This is a genomic window from Microlunatus speluncae (assembly GCF_009299835.1).
Lineage (GTDB): Bacteria > Actinomycetota > Actinomycetes > Propionibacteriales > Propionibacteriaceae > Microlunatus > Microlunatus speluncae.
The window spans coordinates 452,592-470,665 of the sequence record NZ_VKCZ01000020.1; the positions used below are offsets into that span (position 1 = coordinate 452,592).

The following is an 18,074-nucleotide window of genomic DNA, read 5'->3' on the forward strand; positions in this document are numbered from 1 at the left end:
CATGACTCGCGGCGGTTGTCCACCGGTGCCGAACCCAGCCGTCGGCGATCCGTAGGCAGGAAAAGGGCTGGTCCGAGTGCTGCGGGGGTGCGACGATCACCGGGTGACGCGCACCGCCGACGGTCCCGCGGACGTCCACTCGATCCGACGGGTGGCCGACGAGGCCGAGCTCCGAGCCGTCTTCGCCTTCCTGGCACCGTTGTTCGCGGCCGATGTCGGCGGGGACGGGGACTTCCGGCTCGAACGGCTGCTCGAGCGGTTCAATGATGATCAAGCTCTGATGCTGGTGGCGGTGGACGCGGACGAGGCGTTCCGCGGCGCCGCTCTCGGCTTCCGGGACGGCCCGAGTGGTGTGAAGCTGCAGGCCCTCGCCGTCGATCCGGCCCATCGTCGCCGCGGGATCGCCTCCCGCCTGCTGGGAGACTTCGAGCAGGTCGCGACCGGCCTGGGAGGATCATCGATCTTCCTCGGCATCGAGCGGGCGGCGAGGGCGTTCTATGAGGCGAACGGCTATTCCGGCCGCGGCACGGTGCTGCGCAAGAGCCTGACCGGCCGCGCGCTGGCCGAGTCGCCGTCCACCCGGCAAGATCGCCTGGCCGCCCTTCGCGCGGCGCGAGCACGACGACTGGCCACCCCGGTCTCCGAGTCGGAGCCGCTGAACCGTGACCGCTGAACGGAATCTCGTCGAGGTGGTCGACTGGACCCCGGAGTGGCCCCAACGGTTCGCGCGGGCTCGCGGTGAACTCGTCGCTGTGCTTCCCGACGACGTGACGATCGAGCACTTCGGTTCCACCAGCGTGCCGCGACTCGCGGCGAAGCCGATCATCGACATCCTGGCGGTGACCGACCGGCCGGCGGGGGAGACCGACGGAGCCCTGGCATCCCTGGGATTCTTCGCCATTCCGCGGTATTTCACCGACGATCCCGATCACCGGTGCTTCGGGCGCAACCGGGACGGTCGGCGGGCGGAGAACCTCCATCTGTTTCATCCCCGATCGCCGCACCCCCAATGGAACCGGGATTTCCGCGACTATCTGATCGCCCGGCCGGACGCCGCCGATCGCTACGGGAGGGTGAAGCGGGCGGCGGCGATCGTCCATCCCGGCAGCCGTGCGGACTACAGCGACGAGAAGCTGGCGATCATGCGGTCCCTGGCCCGCGAGGCACGGGACTGGGCCGCCGCGCGGACCAGGATCTGACGACGATCAAGGCTTCATGATCATTGCCCGCTGACGTACCGTGCTGGGAGGAATCATGATCGAGCAGCGACCTGGAGGTCTCGTGTCCGGCTATCCCGTACTTCTGCACACCGCCCTCGACGCCCGGGACTGCCGAGGGCTGGCCGAGTTCTACCGGGAGCTGCTGGGGGTGCGCTACCGGCCGGGCGACGAGCCGCCCACCGACGGGTCGGTGGACGAGGCCGACTGGCTGGTCCTGGTCGACGCCGACGGGCGTCGCGTGCTGGCCGTGCAGGAGAAGGCGGACACGACGCCACCGACTTGGCCGTCGGAGGAGGTGCCGATGCAACTGCACCTGGACTTCCGGGTGCCGACGGTGGCGGAGCTGGAACGGCATCGGGATCGCGCGATCGGTCTCGGCGCCGCCGTCCTGTTCGACCGGTCGCAGGATGGGGGCGAACCGTTGTACGTGCTGGCGGATCCCGCCGGCCATCCGTTCTGCCTGCTGGTCCAGTAGCCGACGTCGGAAACTCCGTTGTCTCTCGGCCGGCGGTAGGTGATGCTCCGGAGATGACAGCTGATCTTGATCCCGGTCCGTCGCTGCCGCTGCCCGCTCCCCTCGTGCGTGCGGCCGAGCGGTTCGCCGGCTATGACCGTGAGTGGTACGTGTGCGGCGGCTGGGCAACCGACCTGCTGCTGGGCCGGCAGACCCGCGATCATCTCGATGTTGATCTTGTGGTCTGGCAACACGATCAGGCAACCCTGCGGTCCCACCTGGAGGGGTGGCAGCTGCTCGGTCACGACAACGCCGTAGCCGGCGACTGCCCCGATCAGTGGGACGGGCGCCGGCTCGAGCCACCCGCTCACATCCATGCCAACACCCCGACCATGGCCGGCACGGAACTGGACATCCAGATCTGCGAGCTGGCCGGCGACGAGTGGGTCCTCGCCACCGAACCGCGGATCACGCTGCCCCGGTCGGCGTGCCGCGGCGAGGCCGCCTGGGGTGACCTACCGGTGGTCTCCGCGGCGATCATCGTCTACTACAAGGCGATCCCGCCCCGCTGGCGGACCGACCCGCGGCCGGCCCGGCGGCCGCACGACGAGGCGGATTTCCTGGCGCTGCTGCCGACACTGTCCCGATCGCAACGCAGTTGGCTACGGCACGCCATCGCGGCCGATCAACCGGACCACGACTGGCTGCGCCGGCTGTGAGCGTAGAGTCCTGACGGTGACCGTCGAGGATCTCCGAAACCTCTTCCGCTTCTTCTCGACCACGCAGTGCCGGGGGCGATCCGCCGTCTACCAGGAGCTGGCCACCCGAGTCGCCGACGATGATCAACTCCTGCAGCTGGTCATGATCGCGCCGCCGGCACAGCGTCGGCCGAGTCTGCTGTTCGCCTCGGTCAACTGGCTGCTGGCCCGAGATCCGGATGCCCCGCTGCGGCGCTACTACCCGATCCACGGTGGTGATCAAGGAGTCGACGAGGAGCTCTATCCGATGTTCGCCGACTTCTGTCGGGAGCATCGCGCCGCACTGGCGGAAGTGCTGGCTCATCGATCCACCCAGACCAATGAGGTCCGGCGGTGTGTCGCGCTGCGGTGGGGCCTGAGCCGGCTGGCCGCGCGCTGGCCGGGAGCGGTGCACCTGGTCGAGGTCGGGACGAGTGCGGGGCTCAACCTGTTCTTCGACCGCTACACGTACCGCATCGGCGGGCGCGAACTCGACGGACCCGACTCCGACGTCGTGATCGCCACCGAACTGCGCGGACCGGCGGATCGCCTGGCGTGGGCTGATCGGCCGAGCCCGATGATCTTGCGGCGACTGGGCCTGGACCAGGCGCCCGTTGATCTTGCCGACGAGGAAGCACGCCGCTGGCTGGAGGCCTTCGTCTGGCCCGAACACCGGTCCGAGCTGGCGACGTTGCGGGCGGCGATCAGCACCTTCCGGGCCAGCGATTCGGAGCTCGCACTCGTCCGCGGCGACGCCCTCACCGACACCGCCGCGTTGATCACCGAACTGCCGGGCGACGAACCGGTGCTCGTGTTCACGGCGACGCTGCTGAGCTATCTGTCCGCCGTCCAGAGCCACGCCTTCGTCGAACAGTTGGAGTTGGCCGCCCGGCACCGCCGCGTCGCCTGGGTGTTCGCCGAGTCCGCGGCCCTGGTCGCCGGTTCCGGCGTCAGCACCCCCGGGCTCGCGGGGCCGCTGGCGAAGGCCGCCGCCGTCTGCGCGGTCGGCGTGAGCTTCCGCGGCGATGGTGATCAGGAGGAGGACGTCCTCGCCCTCGCCGACCCGTACCTGCGCTGGGTCGCTCCCGCCCGGACCGACGATGACGACTTCGCCTGGGCCGCGGCGGAGGGCCTCTACTGACCGTCCGCGCCGGGACTCCTCACCCCAGCACCTGCTCGACCTCGGGCTGGTTCCAGCCCTCTTCGGGCAACGTCAGTCGGGCGGCCAGGGTGGGCAGGACGACCACGGCGATCAAGGCGACCAGCGCGATCGTCCAGATCACGACGCCGACGCCCCGCTGCAGGTGCAGCAGGTCGTGATTCGGGTGGGTCGCCGCCATCGGTTGAGCCTACTCCGGCCCGTCGACGACTGCCTGGACCGATCTGCGGTAGTCCTCGAACGGTTCGAGGCCGACCGAACGCCGTCGTTCGTCGAGCTCGTCCGGTGCCTCGATCGGCCCGGGTGTCCAGCGGCCTTCATGATCAACCCGCCCCTGGGTGCCGTAGCGCTGGGGTTCGCCGGCGGCCGTCCTGACCCGATCGTCGAGGTAGGCAAGATCGGCACGGGTCGCCTCGCCCGCGTCGCAGGCCTGACGCAGCAGCGCCAGACAGTCGCGCTGGAACTCCGGATCCTGGTCGGCGTGCTGCGCCAACAGCCAGGCCGCGTGGGCGCCGGCGACGCCGACCAGCGAGGCTCCGGGCCAACCGTGCTCGGCGATCACCGCCGCGAGCCACGTCCGGTTGTCGGCGTCGACCGATTCCAGCCTGGCCTCGTCGAGGCCCGCAGGCCAACCGGTCCGCACCTCTTGATCGAGCCCGAGCCGACGCGCGAGTTCGGCGGCCAGCTCGGGATCCGAGACGACTTCGTCCCGGCCCTTCATCGAGTCGTTTCCCATCTCCAAAGTCTGCAGCAGCGAGTGCCCCGATCGTTCATGATCTTGGTTCATGATCTTGGTTCGGGTTCGGGTTCGGGTTCGGGTTCGGGGTTCCGGGGCTACGGCTGGGTTGCGCATCCAGCCGAGGTCGGTCTCGGAGCCGGGTTGCCGCGATGTCACGTCCGCCGGGGTTCAGCTGATCGGTCGTGGACCTTGATGAGGGGGTGGTCGGCAGGCCGGGCTGGCGCACTGGCACAAATCGGGGGCGCAACGCCTCGCGGGACCGGAAATCGCCGGGTGGGACCAGGTTGCGCCCCCGATTTGTGACGGTGCACCCCGAACATCCCGCCTACCGCTTCAGGACGAACGTTCCGGTTGACCGGCCGAACCTGGCGCCACCAAGATCACGAACGATCGAGGCTAGAGTTTGGGAGCGATGGCACGATGTGAAGCGGTTCTGTTCGATCTGTTCGAGACTTTGGTGACGGAGTTCGATCCCGACTGGCGACCGCCGGCGTCGCCGGCCGAGCGGCTCGGCCTGCCGGCGGAGGCCTTCGCTCGCGTGTGGCGGGCGCGCCATGCCGCGCGGATGACACGGGAGCTGGATTTCCGCGACGTCCTGCGGGAGAGCTGCGCCGCCGCGGGAGTGCAGGTCGACAGAAGGCGCGGCAAGATCATCGAAGACCTGTACGCCGAACGCCTGGCAGCCAAGGCCAGGTCGTTGACCACCGTCGACCTCGGCATCCTGCGTGCCCTTGATCAACTTCGGGCGGGCGGCCTCAGGATCGGGCTGGTCAGCAACTGCGCGGTCGAGGAGGTCGCGGCCTGGTCCGCCAGTCCCTTGGCGGCTCGGTTCGACGAGGTCGCGTTCTCCTGTCGAGTTGGTTGTGCGAAGCCGGATCCGGCGATCTATCTGCGGGCCTGTCGCGGGCTCGGAGTCGTTCCGGATCGGGCCGCGTTCGTCGGTGACGGGGGCAGTGACGAGCTCGCCGGCGCGACGGCCGTCGGCTTGACCGCCCATCGGGCCCGGTGGTTCCTTGATCAGTGGCCGGCCGAGCGGCGCGACCGCGATGTCCAACGTGGGCAAGGATTTCCGGCGATAATGGAACCGGCCGAACTGGTCGCCGCCTTCACCGACTAGGAGTGGACCGGATGGACTATCGCGACATCCGCTTGGACGACTGTCCGAACGGAAGCGAGGGGGAGCTGATGCTCTTCGCCCTCGACCGGGTTCATCGCGAGTTCGCGTGGAAGACCGGCGGGCTCGACGCCGAGCAACTGCGGCGCCGCCACCCACCGTCGAAGCTGACCCTGGCCGGACTGATCAAGCACCTGACCGGAGTCGAGTCGGGCTGGACCGCCCGAGCCGTCGGCCCCTCCTACGAGACGCCGTGGGGCAAGGTCGACTGGATCGCGAATCCGCGCTGGGACTTCGATTCGGCGGTCACCGACGATCCGGAGGAGCTCTACGCGACCTGGTACGCCACCATTGAACGGTCCCGCCGCACCTGGGCCACCATGATCAACAACGACGGGCTCGACGTCACCCTGCCCTGGGGCGGCGACGACTACATCGTGAACCGCCGCCGCGCCCTCACCGACATCCTGGAGGAGAACCTGCTGCACACCGGCCACGCCTCGATCATTCGGGAAGCGATCGACGGACTGGTCGGCAACGGCCCGCCCTGACGAAATCTGGTTGTCCGGGACGGCTTGAGAGACCAGACTCGGACCGCATCGATCCTGGCGAACGGAGTGAAGTCTTGCGGCCCGAGTTGTTGTCCCTGCCGGAACGGTTTCCGCGATCGTCGACGTACGACCCCGAATGGTTGCTGTCGCTGGACATGGGCCCGAATCCCTTGTGGCAGTTGGAAGAGCTATGGGACGAGCTCGGGCTTCGGCCGGGTCAGCGGGTGCTCGACATCGGGCCCGGGCGCGGCGCGACCGCGGTGTTCCTGGCCCGCGAGGCCGGCGTCACGGTCGACGCGCTCGACCTGTGGATCCCGGCCGAGGAGGCCGCCGCGAACTATCGGGCGGCCGGCGTCGACGATCTGGTCACCCCGCTGCACGGCGATGTCCGTACCGTTGAACTGCCGGAGGCGGGCTATGACGCGATCGTCAGCCTGGACGCGTGGGAATACTTCGGCTCCGACGTCTACTTCCTGCGCCGGCTGGTCGCCGCCCTCAAGCCGGGTGGGGTGCTGGGCTTCGCCACGCCGTCGTTGCGCGACGACCCGTACCTGATCGATCCGCTGCCGGTGCTCGCCGACGTGGCCGGGTTCGAGGTGCTGACCTGGCATCCGGCCGAGTGGTGGGCGAAACACACGGCGATGACCGGCGGGCTGGTCGACGTCAAGGCGTGGGTGCCGCCGGACAGCCTGGACCTGTGGTCGCGCTGGGACGAGGCGGTCGGCGGGGAGTCTCCGATGCGATCGGTGATCACCGCGTACCGGGAGTTGGGTGGCACCACCCCGCCGGCGCTCGGCCTGGTGCATGTGGTCGGTCGTCAGCGACGCTGACCTCGATACCTTGGCTCCATGGAATGCGACGACTACCAGCGTGCGGCCCTGCGCACGGCCCGCGATCCGGAGGCCAAGGACGAGTTTCTGCACCTGGTCCTCGGCCTGGTCGGTGAGTCGGGCGAGATCGCCGAGAAGGTCAAGAAGTGGATCCGGGACGAGAACAGCGACCTGACCAAGCTCGACCGCGACGATCTGGCCGCCGAACTCGGCGACGTCCTGTGGTACGCGGCGGTGCTGGCGAACTACCTGGGGTTGTCGCTCGATGACGTCGCGCAACGCAACGTCGACAAACTCGCGGACCGGCAGCGGCGCGCGGTGATCGGCGGTTCCGGAGATCGTCGCTGAACCGATGGGGTAGGGACTGCCGCACGACCCTTGGTGATCATGATCAAATGTGTGAAAATAGGTGTAGGCCCCGGTCCAAGTATGAGTTGGACCGGGGCCTACTGGGTGATCGGCCATGTGACGCTGACTGATCATCAGAAGTCTTCCGTGTCCCGCGGTTCGTCACCCCCGACGCGGCGGGCCGAGGCCCTCCGTTTGAACACTTCCCTCTTCTGATCCCGGGGCCTTGCGGCTTCCGGTGAGTAAGTTCTACACCCGCCGCAAGGGGTCCGCAACCCTTCTGAGCAAGAATTTTCCGGCGATCCGTCATCCACCGGTTGATCCACAGGAACCGGCCGTTTACCCACCGTTTCAGGCGGCTGTCCACACGTCGTGCACAGCGGCCTGGGGATGAACCGCCGGTCAGGCGATGGTGGTGATGTGCTCGATGATCGCCGTGGTCGAGACCGACGGCGTCCGGGGCAGATAGACGACCTTGCAGATGTCGTTGAGATGATCGAACTTGCCCGACCAGTCGTCGCCCATCACCAGGATGTCGGCCCCGTGCTCCTCGACGTACTGCCGCTTCAGCTCGAGGCTCTCCTCCAGGAACACCCCGTGGACGGACTTCACGTTGGAGATGATCTCCATCCGCTCGTCCTGGGTGAACACCGGCCGCCGACCCTTCTTGGCTTGGTTCAGCTGATCCGACGAGACGCCGACCAGCAACCGGTCGCCGAACTCGGCGGCCCGGTTGAGCACCCGTACGTGACCGACGTGGAACACGTCGAATGTGCCGAACGTGATCACTGTTGTGCCCGCCATGGAAACGCCCTTCGCTTTCGTGTACGCCTTCGCTCTCGCAAACGCTTCGCTTTCGTAAACGTCCGCTCAACTCTACGCGAATACCGCGCGACGGCCCGATGACGTCGCCGAGCGGACCGGGGATTGGACTCTGACACCGTGTCAGGGCGCAGGATCGGGCCATGAGCACTTCTCTCTCACCCGAACGCTTCGCGGCTCACTCCGCCTACAGCGATCCGGGCCGGCACGCCGCGCTGCTGCGCGAGCCGGACGGCATCGACGAGGTCTGTGCGGTCGCGCGCAACCTCGTGTTCCACTATCGCGGCGAGGCTTCGCTGCTGCGCGACGATCGCCGCGACGAGATCCATTCCCGCTGGGTCTCGGTCATTCTCGACCTTGATCAAGAACGGCATCCGGGCCCGCTGGCCGGGCCGCGGCCACCGGGCGACCGGGTGGCCGGCTGCTGCCGTGATCATTCCCTGCTGACGGTGGCGATGCTGCGCGAGCAAGGTGTTCCGGCCCGGACCCGGGTCGGCTTCGCCGGCTACTTCGAGGCTGGCTACCACCATGATCACGTCGTCGCCGAGTGGTGGAACGGCACCCGCTGGCAGCGGGCGGATCCCGAGCTGACGCAGGAGAATCACGCGTTCGACGTGCGCGACCTACCGACCGGTGAGGGGACGCCGTTCGAGACCGCGGCCGAGGTCTGGACCGGCTATCGGGCCGGCCGGATCGACGCCACCCGCTATGGCGTCATGCCCGACTCCGAGTTCTCCGGGCCGGGCTTCGTCCGGTTGTACGTGGTGCAGGAGGTCAATCACCGCTACGGCAACGAGCTGCTGCTCTGGGACGGCGTCGGGGAAGGGATCGACGACGAGCTGGCCGACGAGCTGGCCCGGCTGCTGATCGAGGCGGACGGCGGCGACGCCGAGGCCGAGGAGCAGCTGGAGCGACGGTTCCGCGAGGATCCGCGGCTGCGGCCGACGGACACGGTGGTCCGGTTCTCGCCGTACGGCGACCCGCCGGTGACCGTTGACCTGGCGGGCGGCCCACCGGTCCGGCCGGAACCGGCGCGATGAGCGCGCCCTGGAATTCGACCGCCAGTCGGCGTCCGCCGGGCGACACGCCGCCTTCCGGCGCTCCGACCGGCGACTGGTGGTCGGATTCCAGGGCTCAGGAGGCGAGCCCGGCGGTGGCGGCGCTGCGCGCCAGCTCGGTCCGGTTGGCGATGCCGAGCTTGGCGTACACGTGGGCGAGGTGGGTCTTCACCGTGCCCCGGCCGATGAACAGTGCGGCGGCGATCTCGGGATTGCTCAGCCCCCGGACCGCCAGCTCGACCACGGATCGTTCGGCCGGCGTGAGGCTGGCCCAACCATCGGCCGGGCGGTCGGCCCGGCCCCGCGCCCGGAGCGCCCGGTCGACCGCCTGGTCCAGACCGAGGGCCCGGCCCCGGTCGAGCCCGACGGCGAACTCGGGACCGGCGGGAAGGTCGGGCGGTCCGGCCCGGAAGCCGGTGTCCCGGCGCGCCCGATCGGCGGCACCGTAGAGGATGGCGGCCCGCTCGGGGGAGCCGGCCAGGGCGGCCAGGGATTCGAGGCTGTCGATGGTGTCGAGGACCAGGCCGTGCTCCCAGCGCAGCCGAAGGGCCTCGCGGTGGGTCGCTGTGGCGCCGATCGGGTCGGACGCGGCGCGGAGCCGGGCGCGTTCGGCCAGGTGATCGGCGCGGATCGCCGGCATGGACTCGAGGATCGGGGAGGCCGCGGCCCGATCGAGCAGGGTGGCCGCCGCCGTGACCTGGCCGAGGGCCCGGCGCGCGGCGGCCTCCGCCAGGTGCAGGTCGGGGGTGTGGCCGAAGCGGTCCCGGTCGCACCAGCGCACGGCCGCCTCGGCGTCACCGCTCCACAGCGCGACCCGGGCCCGGGTTGCGTACCAGCCGGGAATGTACGGCTCTTCGCCGGCGCGATCGATCAGCCGCTGCAGTCCGGCCAGCCGGGCCTCGGCCTCGACCAGGTCGCCGCGGAAGGCGAGGATCCGAGCCAGCCCCCAGGTCGCGACGCCGACCCGGCCGAAGTCCTGCAGCGGTTCGGTGACCCGCAACCCGTGCCGAGCGGTGTCCTCGGCCCGGGCCAGGTCGCCGACGGCGGCGTGGCTGAGGGCCAGGGCGCACAGCCCGGTGCCGGCGATGCCGCGGTCACCGCGGGCGAGCAGGCCGGGGGTCGAACGGCCGAGCCAGTCGATTGCTTCGGCGTGGGCGTCGTGCAGGGCGGCCACCAGCCCGACCAGCGTCCCGCCGCCGTCGCGGGCCAGGCTGTCGTCGTGCGCCACGGCTTCGTCATGGCAGCGCAACGCCAGTTCCCGGGCGTCGTCGAGGTCGGAGCCGAGCCGGCCGATCGCCACCTGCAACCGGGCCAGCCGCGCGGTCGCCAGGTCGCCGGCCGCCAGGCTCAGCTCCAGCCCCTGCTCCGCCGCCGCGGACTCGGCGTCGGGCTGCACCATGTCGGCGACCAGGGACAAGGCGACCAGGACCCGGGCCTGCAGGGCCAGGTCGCGGTCCGGCTCCATCGCCGCGGCGCGCCGGAGCAGGCCATAGCCGGCTCGGTCGCCGGTCAGATGCCACCACCAGCCCGCCGCCGCGCAGAGCCGCCGACCGAGGTCGGGATCGCCGCCGGCCAGGCACCACTCCGCCGCCGAGGCCAGGTCGGAGCGGAACTCGCGTACTCGCTCCCGCCAGGCGTCCTTGTCGGTGGACAGCAACGGCTCGAGGCCGGTCAGCAGGTCGAGCTGGATCCGGGCGTGCCGGTGCCGCAGCGCCTCCTCCTCGCCGGCCTCGCGGAGCCGGGCCAGAGCGAACTCGCCGACCACCCGCAGCAGGTGATGCCGGGACCGTGGTCCGCTGGTGTCACAGACCACCAGCGACTTGTCGATCAAGCCCTTCAGCGCTCGCAGTTGATCTTCCGCCTGCCCGTCGGCCAGCATCCGTACGGCGTCGAGGCCGAATTGCTGGAACGGTGCCAGCCGGCGCAGCAGGAGCTGTTCGTCGGCGGTGAGCAGCCGATGACTCCACTCGATCGAGTCGGCCAGGGTGCGCTGCCGGAACGGCGCGCTCCGCCCGGCCCCGCCGAGCAAGGGATGGCCCGACTCGTTGATCAACAGTTCCGCGATCTCCTGCAGGGCAAGGGTTTCCGACCACGACGCTGCGAGCTCCAAAGCCAGCGGAAGCCGGTCGAGATGATCACAGATCCGTCGTGCGGCGACGCGTGCCTCCGGTGACACCGAGGCGGTGCCAGCCCGGTCGAGGAACAGCTCGATCGACTCCTCCAAGATCATCGGCGGCAGTCGCCAAACCCGCTCGCCGGGCAGGCCGAGCGGCTCCCGGCTGGTGGCCAGGATGGTCAGGTCGGGGCAGTGGCGCAGCGCCGACTCGGCGAAGTCCGCGACTGCCCCGCGCACCTGCTCGCAGTTGTCGATCACGATCAGGGCCGGCCGATCACTCAGCGCGGCGACCACGGCGGCCGGATCGCTCTTCGACCTCGGGGTGGCGACCGCTTCGGCGACCCGCGGCACCACATCGTCGCTGGACGTCTCCTCCGACAAGTCGACCCAGATCGTGTCGGCGAGGCCGGCCTGCCGAGCGGCCCGGATCGCCAGCCGGGTCTTGCCACAGCCACCGGGCCCGGCCAGCGTCAGCAGCCGGGCGGCGGCCAGGGCCCGGCCGACGGCCTCCAGCTCGGTGGCCCGGCCGACGAACGAGGACAGCTCCCCCGGAAGACCGACCGTCATGGCTGGGAGTCTGCCATCCCCGCCGGGAAGATCGGCCACCTGGCAGATGTAGCCCGGTCCGTGCGCCACCAGGATCGAATCACTGCCGAACAGCGCAGGAAACCAGGAGAGGATCACCGAGATGACCGAGCAGCAGACCGCCGACCGGACCGTCGTCGCCAACTTCAGCATGTCGCTGGACGGCTACGTCACCGGGCCGGGCGGACCGACCGACATGGGCTGGGTGGCCCGCCACGCGGTGAGCGACCAGGCCCGCGACATCATGACCCGGGTGGTCAACGGCACCACCGCCGTGCTCGGCCGGCGCAACGCGGAGGGCTTCCGTGGCTACTGGGTGCCGGTCGGCCAGGACGAGAACGCCGATCCGCGGGACCGGGCGTACGGGCAGTGGATCGAGCGGGTCGAGAAGGTGATCTTCTCCACCACCCAGACCGAGACGGACTGGAACAACGCGCGGATCGTCAACGACGACCCGGCCAAGATCATCCGCGAGCTGCGGCAACAGCCGGGCGGCGACATCATGATCAACAACAGCCTGAGCCTGATCCGGGCCCTGCTCGCGGCCGACGAGGTGGACCGGTTGATGGTGATGCTCTGCCCGGAACTGTCCGGTGGCGGGGTGCGGATGTTCGAGGACGGCTTCGCCTCCACGTCCTGGGGGCTGTCCGATGTCAGCAGCACCGACACCGGCGCGCTGAACCTGATCTACGACCGGCTCAGGTGAGGCGGGAGTAGAGGGGGTCCCAGAGGCGGAGGCATTCGTGGGCGGCCAGGACCGAGCCGGAGTTGAGCCGGGAGTCGGTGTAGCCGACCCGGCCGGCGCGGACCGCGGGCAGTCGCTGCCACAGTTGATCCTGCTCCAGCTCGGCCCGGATCTGTGGCGTGTTGGCAACGACCATGATCACGTCGGCCGGGGCCAGCCGGTCCAGCTCCTCGGTGCTGAACTTGACGTAGGCCCCGTCCGGTCCGTACGGACCCGCACCCTGCTTGGCCTCGTCCAGGAAGGGCAGGTAGCGGCCACCAAGATCACGATGGGTCCGCGCCGGCAGGTAGAAGCCGTCGGCGTTGGACGAGGAGAAGGTGCCCTCGTTGCCGGCCTGGATCACAGCGGCCACGGCCGTGCCGACCGCCGAGTGCTTGGCCCGGAAGTCGGCCAGGGCGGTCTCATAGTCGGCGATCGCCCGGTCGGCCTGGGCACTCCGACCGGTCCAGCGACCGGCGTCCAGCAGGCCGGTGCGCCAGTCCAGCCGGTCGATCTCGACCGGGATCAGCGGTGCGAACGGGGCCAGCCCGTCCTTGACCTGATCAAGGTTCATCGCCCGGCCGATGATCAGATCCGGCCGCAGCGCCAGCACGGCTTCCACGTCAGTCTCGCCGCCGGGGATGATCGTGATGCCGGCCGGGTCGAAGTCGAGGTACGGAGCGATCGTGTCCCCAGCGCCGAAGGCGTTGCTGCCCAGGCCGACCGGCCGCGGCAACTCCAGCACCAGTGAGACCTCCAGATCCTGCCGGCCCTCCAGGACGACCAGTCGTTCCGGAGCGCTGGGCACCTGGAAGGTTCCGTACGGGGTTTCCGCGGTGAGCGTCGTCCCGGCCGACGGGCCGGCCGGCCCGGCGTCGCCCTGGCGGCAGCCGGTGAGCAGTGCGGCGCCGGCGGCCGTGGTGAGGAACCCGCGCCGGGTCAGCTGAGCGACGAGCTCGTGCCAGCGGGACTCGACGTCGATCAGGCTCGGGGCAGGTCGGGTGGTGATCATCGAAGCCTCTCCGGACCGGCACGGACGTCCTGGCCCGCGACAGCAGGATAGGCTAGCCTTAGTTATCAGTCGAGGGGGATCCATGAGCAGGCACGCCCAGTTCCACGAAGCGATCGTGACCGGCGCCGAACGGCTGACGCCGAACATGGTCCGGATCCGGTTCGGCGGAGTTGATCTTGGCCGCTTCGTCAGCAGCGGGCAGGCCGACGAGCGGCTGTCGGTGATCTTCCCGCTGCCGGGCACCGATCGACCGCCGAGACCGACGCTGAGCAACGGAATCTACGGCTACCCGGACGACGCGACCCGGCCGCCGATGCGCAGCTACACGGTGCGGCGTTGGGATCCGGTTGCGGCCGAGATGATCATCGACTTCGTGGTGCACGAGGGCGGCGTCGCGGCCCAGTGGGCGCTGGCCGCCGCGGTCGGCGACCGGGTCGGGATGACCGGCGCCGACGGCTGGTACGGGCCGCCGGTGGACGCGGGCTGGCAACTGCTGGTGGCCGACATGACCGCACTGCCCGCGGCCGGCCGGATCGTCGAGGAGCTGCCGCCCGGGGCCCGGGCGCACGTGATCATCGAGGTGATCGATCCGGCCGACGAGCAGCGCTTCGAGACCCGCGGCGACGTCACGTACCAATGGCTGCACGGGACCGGTCACGGCCGCACCGAGAGCGCGCTGCCGGCCGCGGTCCGGGCCTTCCCGCTGCCCGACGGGCCCGGCTATCTGTGGTTCGCCGGCGAGGCGTCGGCCTCGCGGACGGTCCGCAAGTACGTCCGCGGTGAGCTGGGCTGGCCGGCGAGCCGGTTCGAGATCCTCGGCTACTGGCGGGTGCGCAAGGAGGAGTGGCTGGCCCGCTTCGATGTCGTACGGGACGAGATGAAGTCGGCCCTGGCGCATGCCAATTCCGTTGGCAGCAACAAGAACGAGGCCCGCGCACTCTACGACGAAGCGCTGGAACGCGCCGGCCTCTGACCCTTGTTCCGTTCCCTGAGCCTGTCGAAGGGCAGGCCCATGATCATCGGCACCGGCTGCCACGCGATCACCTGGTCTCGCCCTTCGACAAGCTCAGGGAACGGAACAGGCGCCCTTCGACACGCTCAGGGAACGGAACAGGCGCCCTTCGACAGGCTCAGGGAACGGAACAGGCGAAGATCATTCGCCGATCGCACGGAGATAGCGATGGGCGACGGTGCGGAGTTGATCAACCAGTTCGGGCGGGTCGGTGACGCGGAAGTCCAGGCCGAGCATGCCGATGTAGACCGAGACGGTCTCGACGCTGTCGGCGCCGGTGACCAGCACGCAACGCTCGTCGTCGATCTCCTCGACCAGCCCGACGGCGGGATTGATCCGGGCCAGCACGGTCGCGGCCGGTGCCAGCACCATGATCCGGACGTGCACCTTCCAGCCGGTGGCGGCGACGTCGCGCAGCACGAAGGCGGTGTAGTCGCCGCCCGGCAGGGGCACCGGGGCGAAGCGCCGGCCGGTGGCCATCCGTGGCTCGATCCAGTCCGCCCGAAACGTACGCCAGCGGCCCGACTCGCGGCCGACCAGATACCAGCGGCCCTGCCAGGCGACCAGCCGGTACGGCTCAACGGTGAGCGGCAGCTCGGTGCCCGGGTAGTCGAAGCGGACCAGTTCCCGGTCCCGGATCGCCGCGGCCAGGGTGGTCAGCAGGTCGGCATCAACCTCCGGATCGGGATCGGCCGTGTCGGTGTTCCGGGGGCCCTGGCTGGTCGCCTGGTGGATCGCGGTGACCCGCCGCTTCAGCCGGTTGGGCAGCACCTGCTCCAACTTGGCCAGGGCCCGGGCGCTCGCCTCTTCCGTGCCGCCGACCCCGGTGGCGGCCCTCAACCCGAGCGCGACGGCGACGGCCTCGGCGTCGTCCAGCAGCAGCGGCGGCAGCTTGCCGCCGGCGCCGAGCCGGTAATGCCCGGTCGAGCCCCGGACCGCATCGACCGGATAGTCCAGGTCGCGCAGCCGAGCGATGTCGTTGCGGACCGTCCGTTCGCTGACCTTCAGCCGCTGCGCGAGCTCCGGACCCGTCCAGTCCGGCTTGGCCTGGAGCAGGCCGAGTAGGGCCAGCAACCGGCCCGCCGTGTCGGCCACGAAATCCTCCAGCATCTTTTTCTTCAAACAGGAACGAAACGTGCCTGATGAGGATCCAGAGTAGTGCTCATGACGAACCACACTCCGTTCACCGTCCAGATCCCGCAGACCGACCTCGACGACCTCCAGGCCCGGCTCGAGCGGACCCGGCTGCCGCAGGCCGCGCCTGGCGATGATTGGTCCTACGGCACCCCGAACCACTACCTGGCCGAGACCGTCGCCTACTGGCGCGACGAGTTCGACTGGTCGGCACAGGAGAAGCGGCTGAACGAATTCCCGCAGTACCTGACCGAGATCGACGGCCAGACGATCCACTACCTGCACGTCCCGTCCGCGGTCGAGGGCGCGAAGCCGGTCTTGCTGGTGCACACCTACCCGGGCTCGTTCGCCGACTTCCTCGACGTGATCGGCCCGCTGGTCGACCCCGAGGCGCACGGCGGCAAGGCCGAGGACGCCGTCTCGGTGGTGGTGCCGTCGATCCCCGGCTTCGGCTTCAGCACCCCGCTGGTCGACGGCGGCTGGACCCTGGCCCGGGTGGCCAAGACCTTCGACACGCTGATGCGCGAGCTCGGCTACGAGTCGTACGGGGTGCACGGCAGCGACGCCGGCGCGATGGTCGCCCGCGAGCTCGGGCTGCTCAAGCCGGAGGGCTTCCTCGGCCTGCATGTGCTGCAGCTGTTCTCCTTCCCGAGCGGGGATCCGGCCGAGTTCGAGAACCTCGGTCCGGCCGACTACGCGGCGCTGGAGTTCATGCAGTGGTTCCAGTCGGTCGGCGGCTACAACGGGATGAACGCCGCCCGGCCGCAGACCATCGGCGCCGCCCTGGCCGATTCCCCGGTCGCCCAGCTGGCGTACTCGGAACTGTTCGAGTCCTTCGGCAACGGCACCAGCCTGGTCACCAAGGACCAGCTGCTGACCCAGGTCTCGCTCTACTGGCTGACCAACACCGGCGCGACCGCCGCCCGGTTCTACTACGAGGAGGCTCGGGCCGGCGCCGAGCCGCAGGTCAACCAGGCCCGGACCGGGATCGCCGTCTTCGCCTCGGACTTCCAGACCATCCGCGCCTTCGCCGAGCGGGACAACTCGGCGATCGAGCACTGGGCCACCTACCCCGAGGGCGGCCACTTCGCCGCCCTGGAGCGCCCGGCCGACGTGGCCGCCGACATCCGGACCTTCTTCGCCGGCTGACACACGACGGGCGAGCCCGCCGGGAGAGTGGTCCCGGCGGGCTCGTGCCGTCCATGATCATGGTAGGCCGGAAGACGGACGACGGTGTCGCAAAATAAGATGACCGCCATGGCGACGAGGCGAAAAGTAGCGATTCTTGGGGCCGGCATGATCGGCGAGGTGCATCGACGGGCGGCCGTGCTGGCGGGGGCCGAGGTGGCCGGGGTGATGGCCTCCACGCCGCAACGATCACGGGAGGTTGCGGATGCCTGGGGGGTCGAGACCGGGTACGCGAGCATCGACGAGGTGGCCGCGTCCGACGTCGAGGCGGTGCACATCTGTACGCCGAACAGCTCCCACGTCCCGTACTCGATCCAGCTGATGGAGGCCGGCAAGCACGTCCTGTGCGAGAAGCCGCTCGGCACCGGGCTGGCCGAGGCGCGTGAGGCCGCGGCGGTGGCCGAGCGGACGGGCATGATCAACACCATCCCGTTCACGTACCGCTTCCATCCGATGGCCCGCGAGCTGCACGCCCGGGTGCACGGCGACGAGTTCGGCGCGGTCAACCTGATCCACGGCAGCTATCTGCAGGACTGGATGCTCAACCCGCTGGCCAGCGGCTGGCGGGTCGATCCCCAAGCGGGCGGCGCATCCCGGGCGTTCGGCGACATCGGCTCGCACTGGTGCGACCTGGCCGAATGGGTCACCGGTGACCGGATCGCGGAGCTGGTCTCGACCACGTCGATCACCATCCCGAAGCGGCCGGCGGCGACCGCGGCCTCGTTCAGTGCGGTCGACGGCGACGCCGCCGAGTTGGTCGACGTGACCACCGAGGACAGCGCGTTGATCTTGTTCCGGACGGTGAAGGGGATCGCCGGCTCGGCCGTGATCTCCCAGCTCAGCGCCGGCCGGAAGAACCGGCTCTGGATCGAGGTCGACGGCGGGAAGCAGAGCGCCGTTTTCGATCAAGAACTGCCCGAGCAGCTGTGGATCGGTGAGGACGCGCAGACCACCCTGCTGGTCCGCGATCCCAACCAGGGTTCGGCCGAGCAGCGCCGGCTGGCCGGGCTGCCGGCCGGTCACGCCGAGGGGTACGCGCAGTGCTTCGAGCACTACGTCAACGACTCCTACGCCGCGATCGACGCCAAGACGTCCGGCACCGGGGAGGTGCCGCCGGGCCTGCCCACCTTCGCCGACGGTCTCCGCGCCGCCGAGATCTGCGACGCCATGCTCCGCTCGGCCGCGGAGAAGTCCTGGGTCTCGGTCGGCTGATCCCACCGTTCCCTGAGCCGCAGGCGTCAGTATCGAAGCGCCGCGCGACTGCTACCGGC

General features: G+C 69.9%; 20 protein-coding genes. 14 read left to right on the forward strand and 6 right to left on the reverse strand.

From position 1 onward, the window contains the following. Window positions 1–103 precede the first annotated feature (103 nt). The 5 genes from FNH24_RS27550 to FNH24_RS27565 are packed head-to-tail and all read left to right on the forward strand — an operon-like array spanning window position 104 to window position 3,552. Complete coding sequence (locus FNH24_RS27550) at window positions 104–673, forward strand: GNAT family N-acetyltransferase (protein WP_152365432.1); 570 nt, start codon at window positions 104–106, stop codon at window positions 671–673. Next, complete coding sequence (locus FNH24_RS27555; protein ID WP_152365433.1) at window positions 663–1,199, forward strand: GrpB family protein; 537 nt, start codon at window positions 663–665, stop codon at window positions 1,197–1,199. Before FNH24_RS27550 ends, FNH24_RS27555 begins: the two co-directional genes overlap by 11 nt. A gap of 55 nt (window positions 1,200–1,254) precedes the next feature. Further along, window positions 1,255–1,695, forward strand: a complete 441-nt coding sequence (locus FNH24_RS27560; RefSeq protein ID WP_246187096.1) for a VOC family protein — start codon at window positions 1,255–1,257, stop codon at window positions 1,693–1,695. Between the two features lie 53 nt (window positions 1,696–1,748). Beyond that, on the forward strand, window positions 1,749–2,393 hold the full coding sequence (locus FNH24_RS31615) for a nucleotidyltransferase domain-containing protein (protein ID WP_161606344.1): 645 nt from the start codon (window positions 1,749–1,751) through the stop codon (window positions 2,391–2,393). 16 nt (window positions 2,394–2,409) lie between these two features. Beyond that, entirely contained in the window at window positions 2,410–3,552 is a 1,143-nt protein-coding gene (locus FNH24_RS27565) for a DUF2332 domain-containing protein (RefSeq protein ID WP_161606345.1), read from the forward strand. 19 nt (window positions 3,553–3,571) lie between these two features. On the opposite strand, the gene FNH24_RS27570 is transcribed toward FNH24_RS27565, so the two are convergent. Together FNH24_RS27570 and FNH24_RS27575 are read right to left on the reverse strand one after the other, a co-directional pair. Then, a complete protein-coding gene (locus FNH24_RS27570; protein ID WP_152365435.1) occupies window positions 3,572–3,751 on the reverse strand; it encodes a hypothetical protein in 180 nt (59 codons plus the stop codon). Window positions 3,752–3,760: 9 nt separating this feature from the next. Then, a complete protein-coding gene (locus FNH24_RS27575) occupies window positions 3,761–4,306 on the reverse strand; it encodes a DUF6624 domain-containing protein (RefSeq protein WP_217428572.1) in 546 nt (181 codons plus the stop codon). Between the two features lie 415 nt (window positions 4,307–4,721). On the opposite strand from FNH24_RS27575, the gene FNH24_RS27580 reads away from it, so the two are divergent. The 4 genes from FNH24_RS27580 (at window position 4,722) to FNH24_RS27595 (ending at window position 7,152) form a co-directional block, all read left to right on the forward strand. Further along, window positions 4,722–5,426 carry an HAD family hydrolase gene (locus FNH24_RS27580; RefSeq protein WP_152365436.1) on the forward strand — a complete coding sequence of 235 codons (705 nt, stop codon included), beginning with the start codon at window positions 4,722–4,724 and terminating at the stop codon, window positions 5,424–5,426. 11 nt (window positions 5,427–5,437) lie between these two features. Further along, window positions 5,438–5,974 carry a mycothiol transferase gene (locus tag FNH24_RS27585; RefSeq protein WP_152365437.1) on the forward strand — a complete coding sequence of 179 codons (537 nt, stop codon included), beginning with the start codon at window positions 5,438–5,440 and terminating at the stop codon, window positions 5,972–5,974. 74 nt (window positions 5,975–6,048) lie between these two features. Further along, window positions 6,049–6,804, forward strand: coding sequence for an SAM-dependent methyltransferase (locus FNH24_RS27590; RefSeq protein ID WP_152365438.1), 756 nt, complete (start codon window positions 6,049–6,051; stop codon window positions 6,802–6,804). A gap of 18 nt (window positions 6,805–6,822) precedes the next feature. Beyond that, window positions 6,823–7,152, forward strand: coding sequence for a nucleoside triphosphate pyrophosphohydrolase family protein (locus FNH24_RS27595; protein ID WP_152365439.1), 330 nt, complete (start codon window positions 6,823–6,825; stop codon window positions 7,150–7,152). 402 nt (window positions 7,153–7,554) lie between these two features. Here the strand turns inward: FNH24_RS27595 and FNH24_RS27600 are convergent, their stop codons facing one another. Further along, on the reverse strand, window positions 7,555–7,956 hold the full coding sequence (locus FNH24_RS27600; RefSeq protein ID WP_152365440.1) for an FAD synthase family protein: 402 nt from the start codon (window positions 7,954–7,956) through the stop codon (window positions 7,555–7,557). Window positions 7,957–8,117: 161 nt separating this feature from the next. Here FNH24_RS27600 and FNH24_RS27605 point away from each other — a divergent pair, with 161 nt between their 5' ends. Next, window positions 8,118–9,014 (forward strand): transglutaminase-like domain-containing protein, encoded by an 897-nt coding sequence (locus FNH24_RS27605; RefSeq protein ID WP_152365441.1) that lies wholly within the window; start codon window positions 8,118–8,120, stop codon window positions 9,012–9,014. 94 nt (window positions 9,015–9,108) lie between these two features. On the opposite strand, the gene FNH24_RS32530 is transcribed toward FNH24_RS27605, so the two are convergent. Beyond that, window positions 9,109–11,715, reverse strand: a complete 2,607-nt coding sequence (locus FNH24_RS32530) for a helix-turn-helix transcriptional regulator (protein WP_161606346.1) — start codon at window positions 11,713–11,715, stop codon at window positions 9,109–9,111. A 121-nt stretch (window positions 11,716–11,836) separates the two neighbouring features. Between FNH24_RS32530 and FNH24_RS27615 the strand changes: the two genes are divergently transcribed. Then, window positions 11,837–12,439: a dihydrofolate reductase family protein gene (locus FNH24_RS27615; protein ID WP_152365443.1), complete on the forward strand. Its 603-nt coding sequence runs from the start codon at window positions 11,837–11,839 to the stop codon at window positions 12,437–12,439. Here the strand turns inward: FNH24_RS27615 and FNH24_RS27620 are convergent. Beyond that, the gene (locus FNH24_RS27620; protein ID WP_152365444.1) at window positions 12,432–13,469 is read right to left on the reverse strand and encodes an ABC transporter substrate-binding protein; all 1,038 of its coding nucleotides are present in this window, start codon (window positions 13,467–13,469) and stop codon (window positions 12,432–12,434) included. The genes FNH24_RS27615 and FNH24_RS27620 overlap by 8 nt on opposite strands. Before the next feature lie 82 nt (window positions 13,470–13,551). Here FNH24_RS27620 and FNH24_RS27625 point away from each other — a divergent pair, with 82 nt between their 5' ends. Continuing rightward, entirely contained in the window at window positions 13,552–14,442 is an 891-nt protein-coding gene (locus FNH24_RS27625) for a siderophore-interacting protein (protein ID WP_152365445.1), read from the forward strand. Between the two features lie 180 nt (window positions 14,443–14,622). Here FNH24_RS27625 and FNH24_RS27630 read toward each other — a convergent pair whose 3' ends face one another. Continuing rightward, window positions 14,623–15,591 carry a helix-turn-helix transcriptional regulator gene (locus FNH24_RS27630; protein ID WP_246187097.1) on the reverse strand — a complete coding sequence of 323 codons (969 nt, stop codon included), beginning with the start codon at window positions 15,589–15,591 and terminating at the stop codon, window positions 14,623–14,625. 54 nt (window positions 15,592–15,645) lie between these two features. Here FNH24_RS27630 and FNH24_RS27635 point away from each other — a divergent pair, with 54 nt between their 5' ends. Next, window positions 15,646–16,764, forward strand: a complete 1,119-nt coding sequence (locus FNH24_RS27635) for an epoxide hydrolase family protein (protein ID WP_152365446.1) — start codon at window positions 15,646–15,648, stop codon at window positions 16,762–16,764. A gap of 108 nt (window positions 16,765–16,872) precedes the next feature. Continuing rightward, a complete protein-coding gene (locus tag FNH24_RS27640; protein WP_152365447.1) occupies window positions 16,873–18,015 on the forward strand; it encodes a Gfo/Idh/MocA family protein in 1,143 nt (380 codons plus the stop codon). Window positions 18,016–18,074 lie beyond the last annotated feature (59 nt).

Excerpts from the sequence above, each read along its gene's own strand:
- FNH24_RS27560 (WP_246187096.1), top strand. The coding sequence starts at position 1,255 with ATGATCGAGCAGCGACCTGGAGGTCTCGTGTCCGGCTATCCCGTACTT.
- FNH24_RS31615 (WP_161606344.1), top strand. The coding sequence starts at position 1,749 with ATGACAGCTGATCTTGATCCCGGTCCGTCGCTGCCGCTGCCCGCTCCC.
- FNH24_RS27570 (WP_152365435.1), bottom strand. The coding sequence starts at position 3,751 with ATGGCGGCGACCCACCCGAATCACGACCTGCTGCACCTGCAGCGGGGC.
- FNH24_RS27575 (WP_217428572.1), bottom strand. The coding sequence starts at position 4,306 with ATGGGAAACGACTCGATGAAGGGCCGGGACGAAGTCGTCTCGGATCCC.
- FNH24_RS27580 (WP_152365436.1), top strand. The coding sequence starts at position 4,722 with ATGGCACGATGTGAAGCGGTTCTGTTCGATCTGTTCGAGACTTTGGTG.
- FNH24_RS27585 (WP_152365437.1), top strand. The coding sequence starts at position 5,438 with ATGGACTATCGCGACATCCGCTTGGACGACTGTCCGAACGGAAGCGAG.
- FNH24_RS27595 (WP_152365439.1), top strand. The coding sequence starts at position 6,823 with ATGGAATGCGACGACTACCAGCGTGCGGCCCTGCGCACGGCCCGCGAT.
- FNH24_RS27600 (WP_152365440.1), bottom strand. The coding sequence starts at position 7,956 with ATGGCGGGCACAACAGTGATCACGTTCGGCACATTCGACGTGTTCCAC.
- FNH24_RS27605 (WP_152365441.1), top strand. The coding sequence starts at position 8,118 with ATGAGCACTTCTCTCTCACCCGAACGCTTCGCGGCTCACTCCGCCTAC.
- FNH24_RS32530 (WP_161606346.1), bottom strand. The coding sequence starts at position 11,715 with ATGACGGTCGGTCTTCCGGGGGAGCTGTCCTCGTTCGTCGGCCGGGCC.
- FNH24_RS27615 (WP_152365443.1), top strand. The coding sequence starts at position 11,837 with ATGACCGAGCAGCAGACCGCCGACCGGACCGTCGTCGCCAACTTCAGC.
- FNH24_RS27620 (WP_152365444.1), bottom strand. The coding sequence starts at position 13,469 with ATGATCACCACCCGACCTGCCCCGAGCCTGATCGACGTCGAGTCCCGC.
- FNH24_RS27625 (WP_152365445.1), top strand. The coding sequence starts at position 13,552 with ATGAGCAGGCACGCCCAGTTCCACGAAGCGATCGTGACCGGCGCCGAA.
- FNH24_RS27630 (WP_246187097.1), bottom strand. The coding sequence starts at position 15,591 with ATGCTGGAGGATTTCGTGGCCGACACGGCGGGCCGGTTGCTGGCCCTA.
- FNH24_RS27635 (WP_152365446.1), top strand. The coding sequence starts at position 15,646 with ATGACGAACCACACTCCGTTCACCGTCCAGATCCCGCAGACCGACCTC.
- FNH24_RS27640 (WP_152365447.1), top strand. The coding sequence starts at position 16,873 with ATGGCGACGAGGCGAAAAGTAGCGATTCTTGGGGCCGGCATGATCGGC.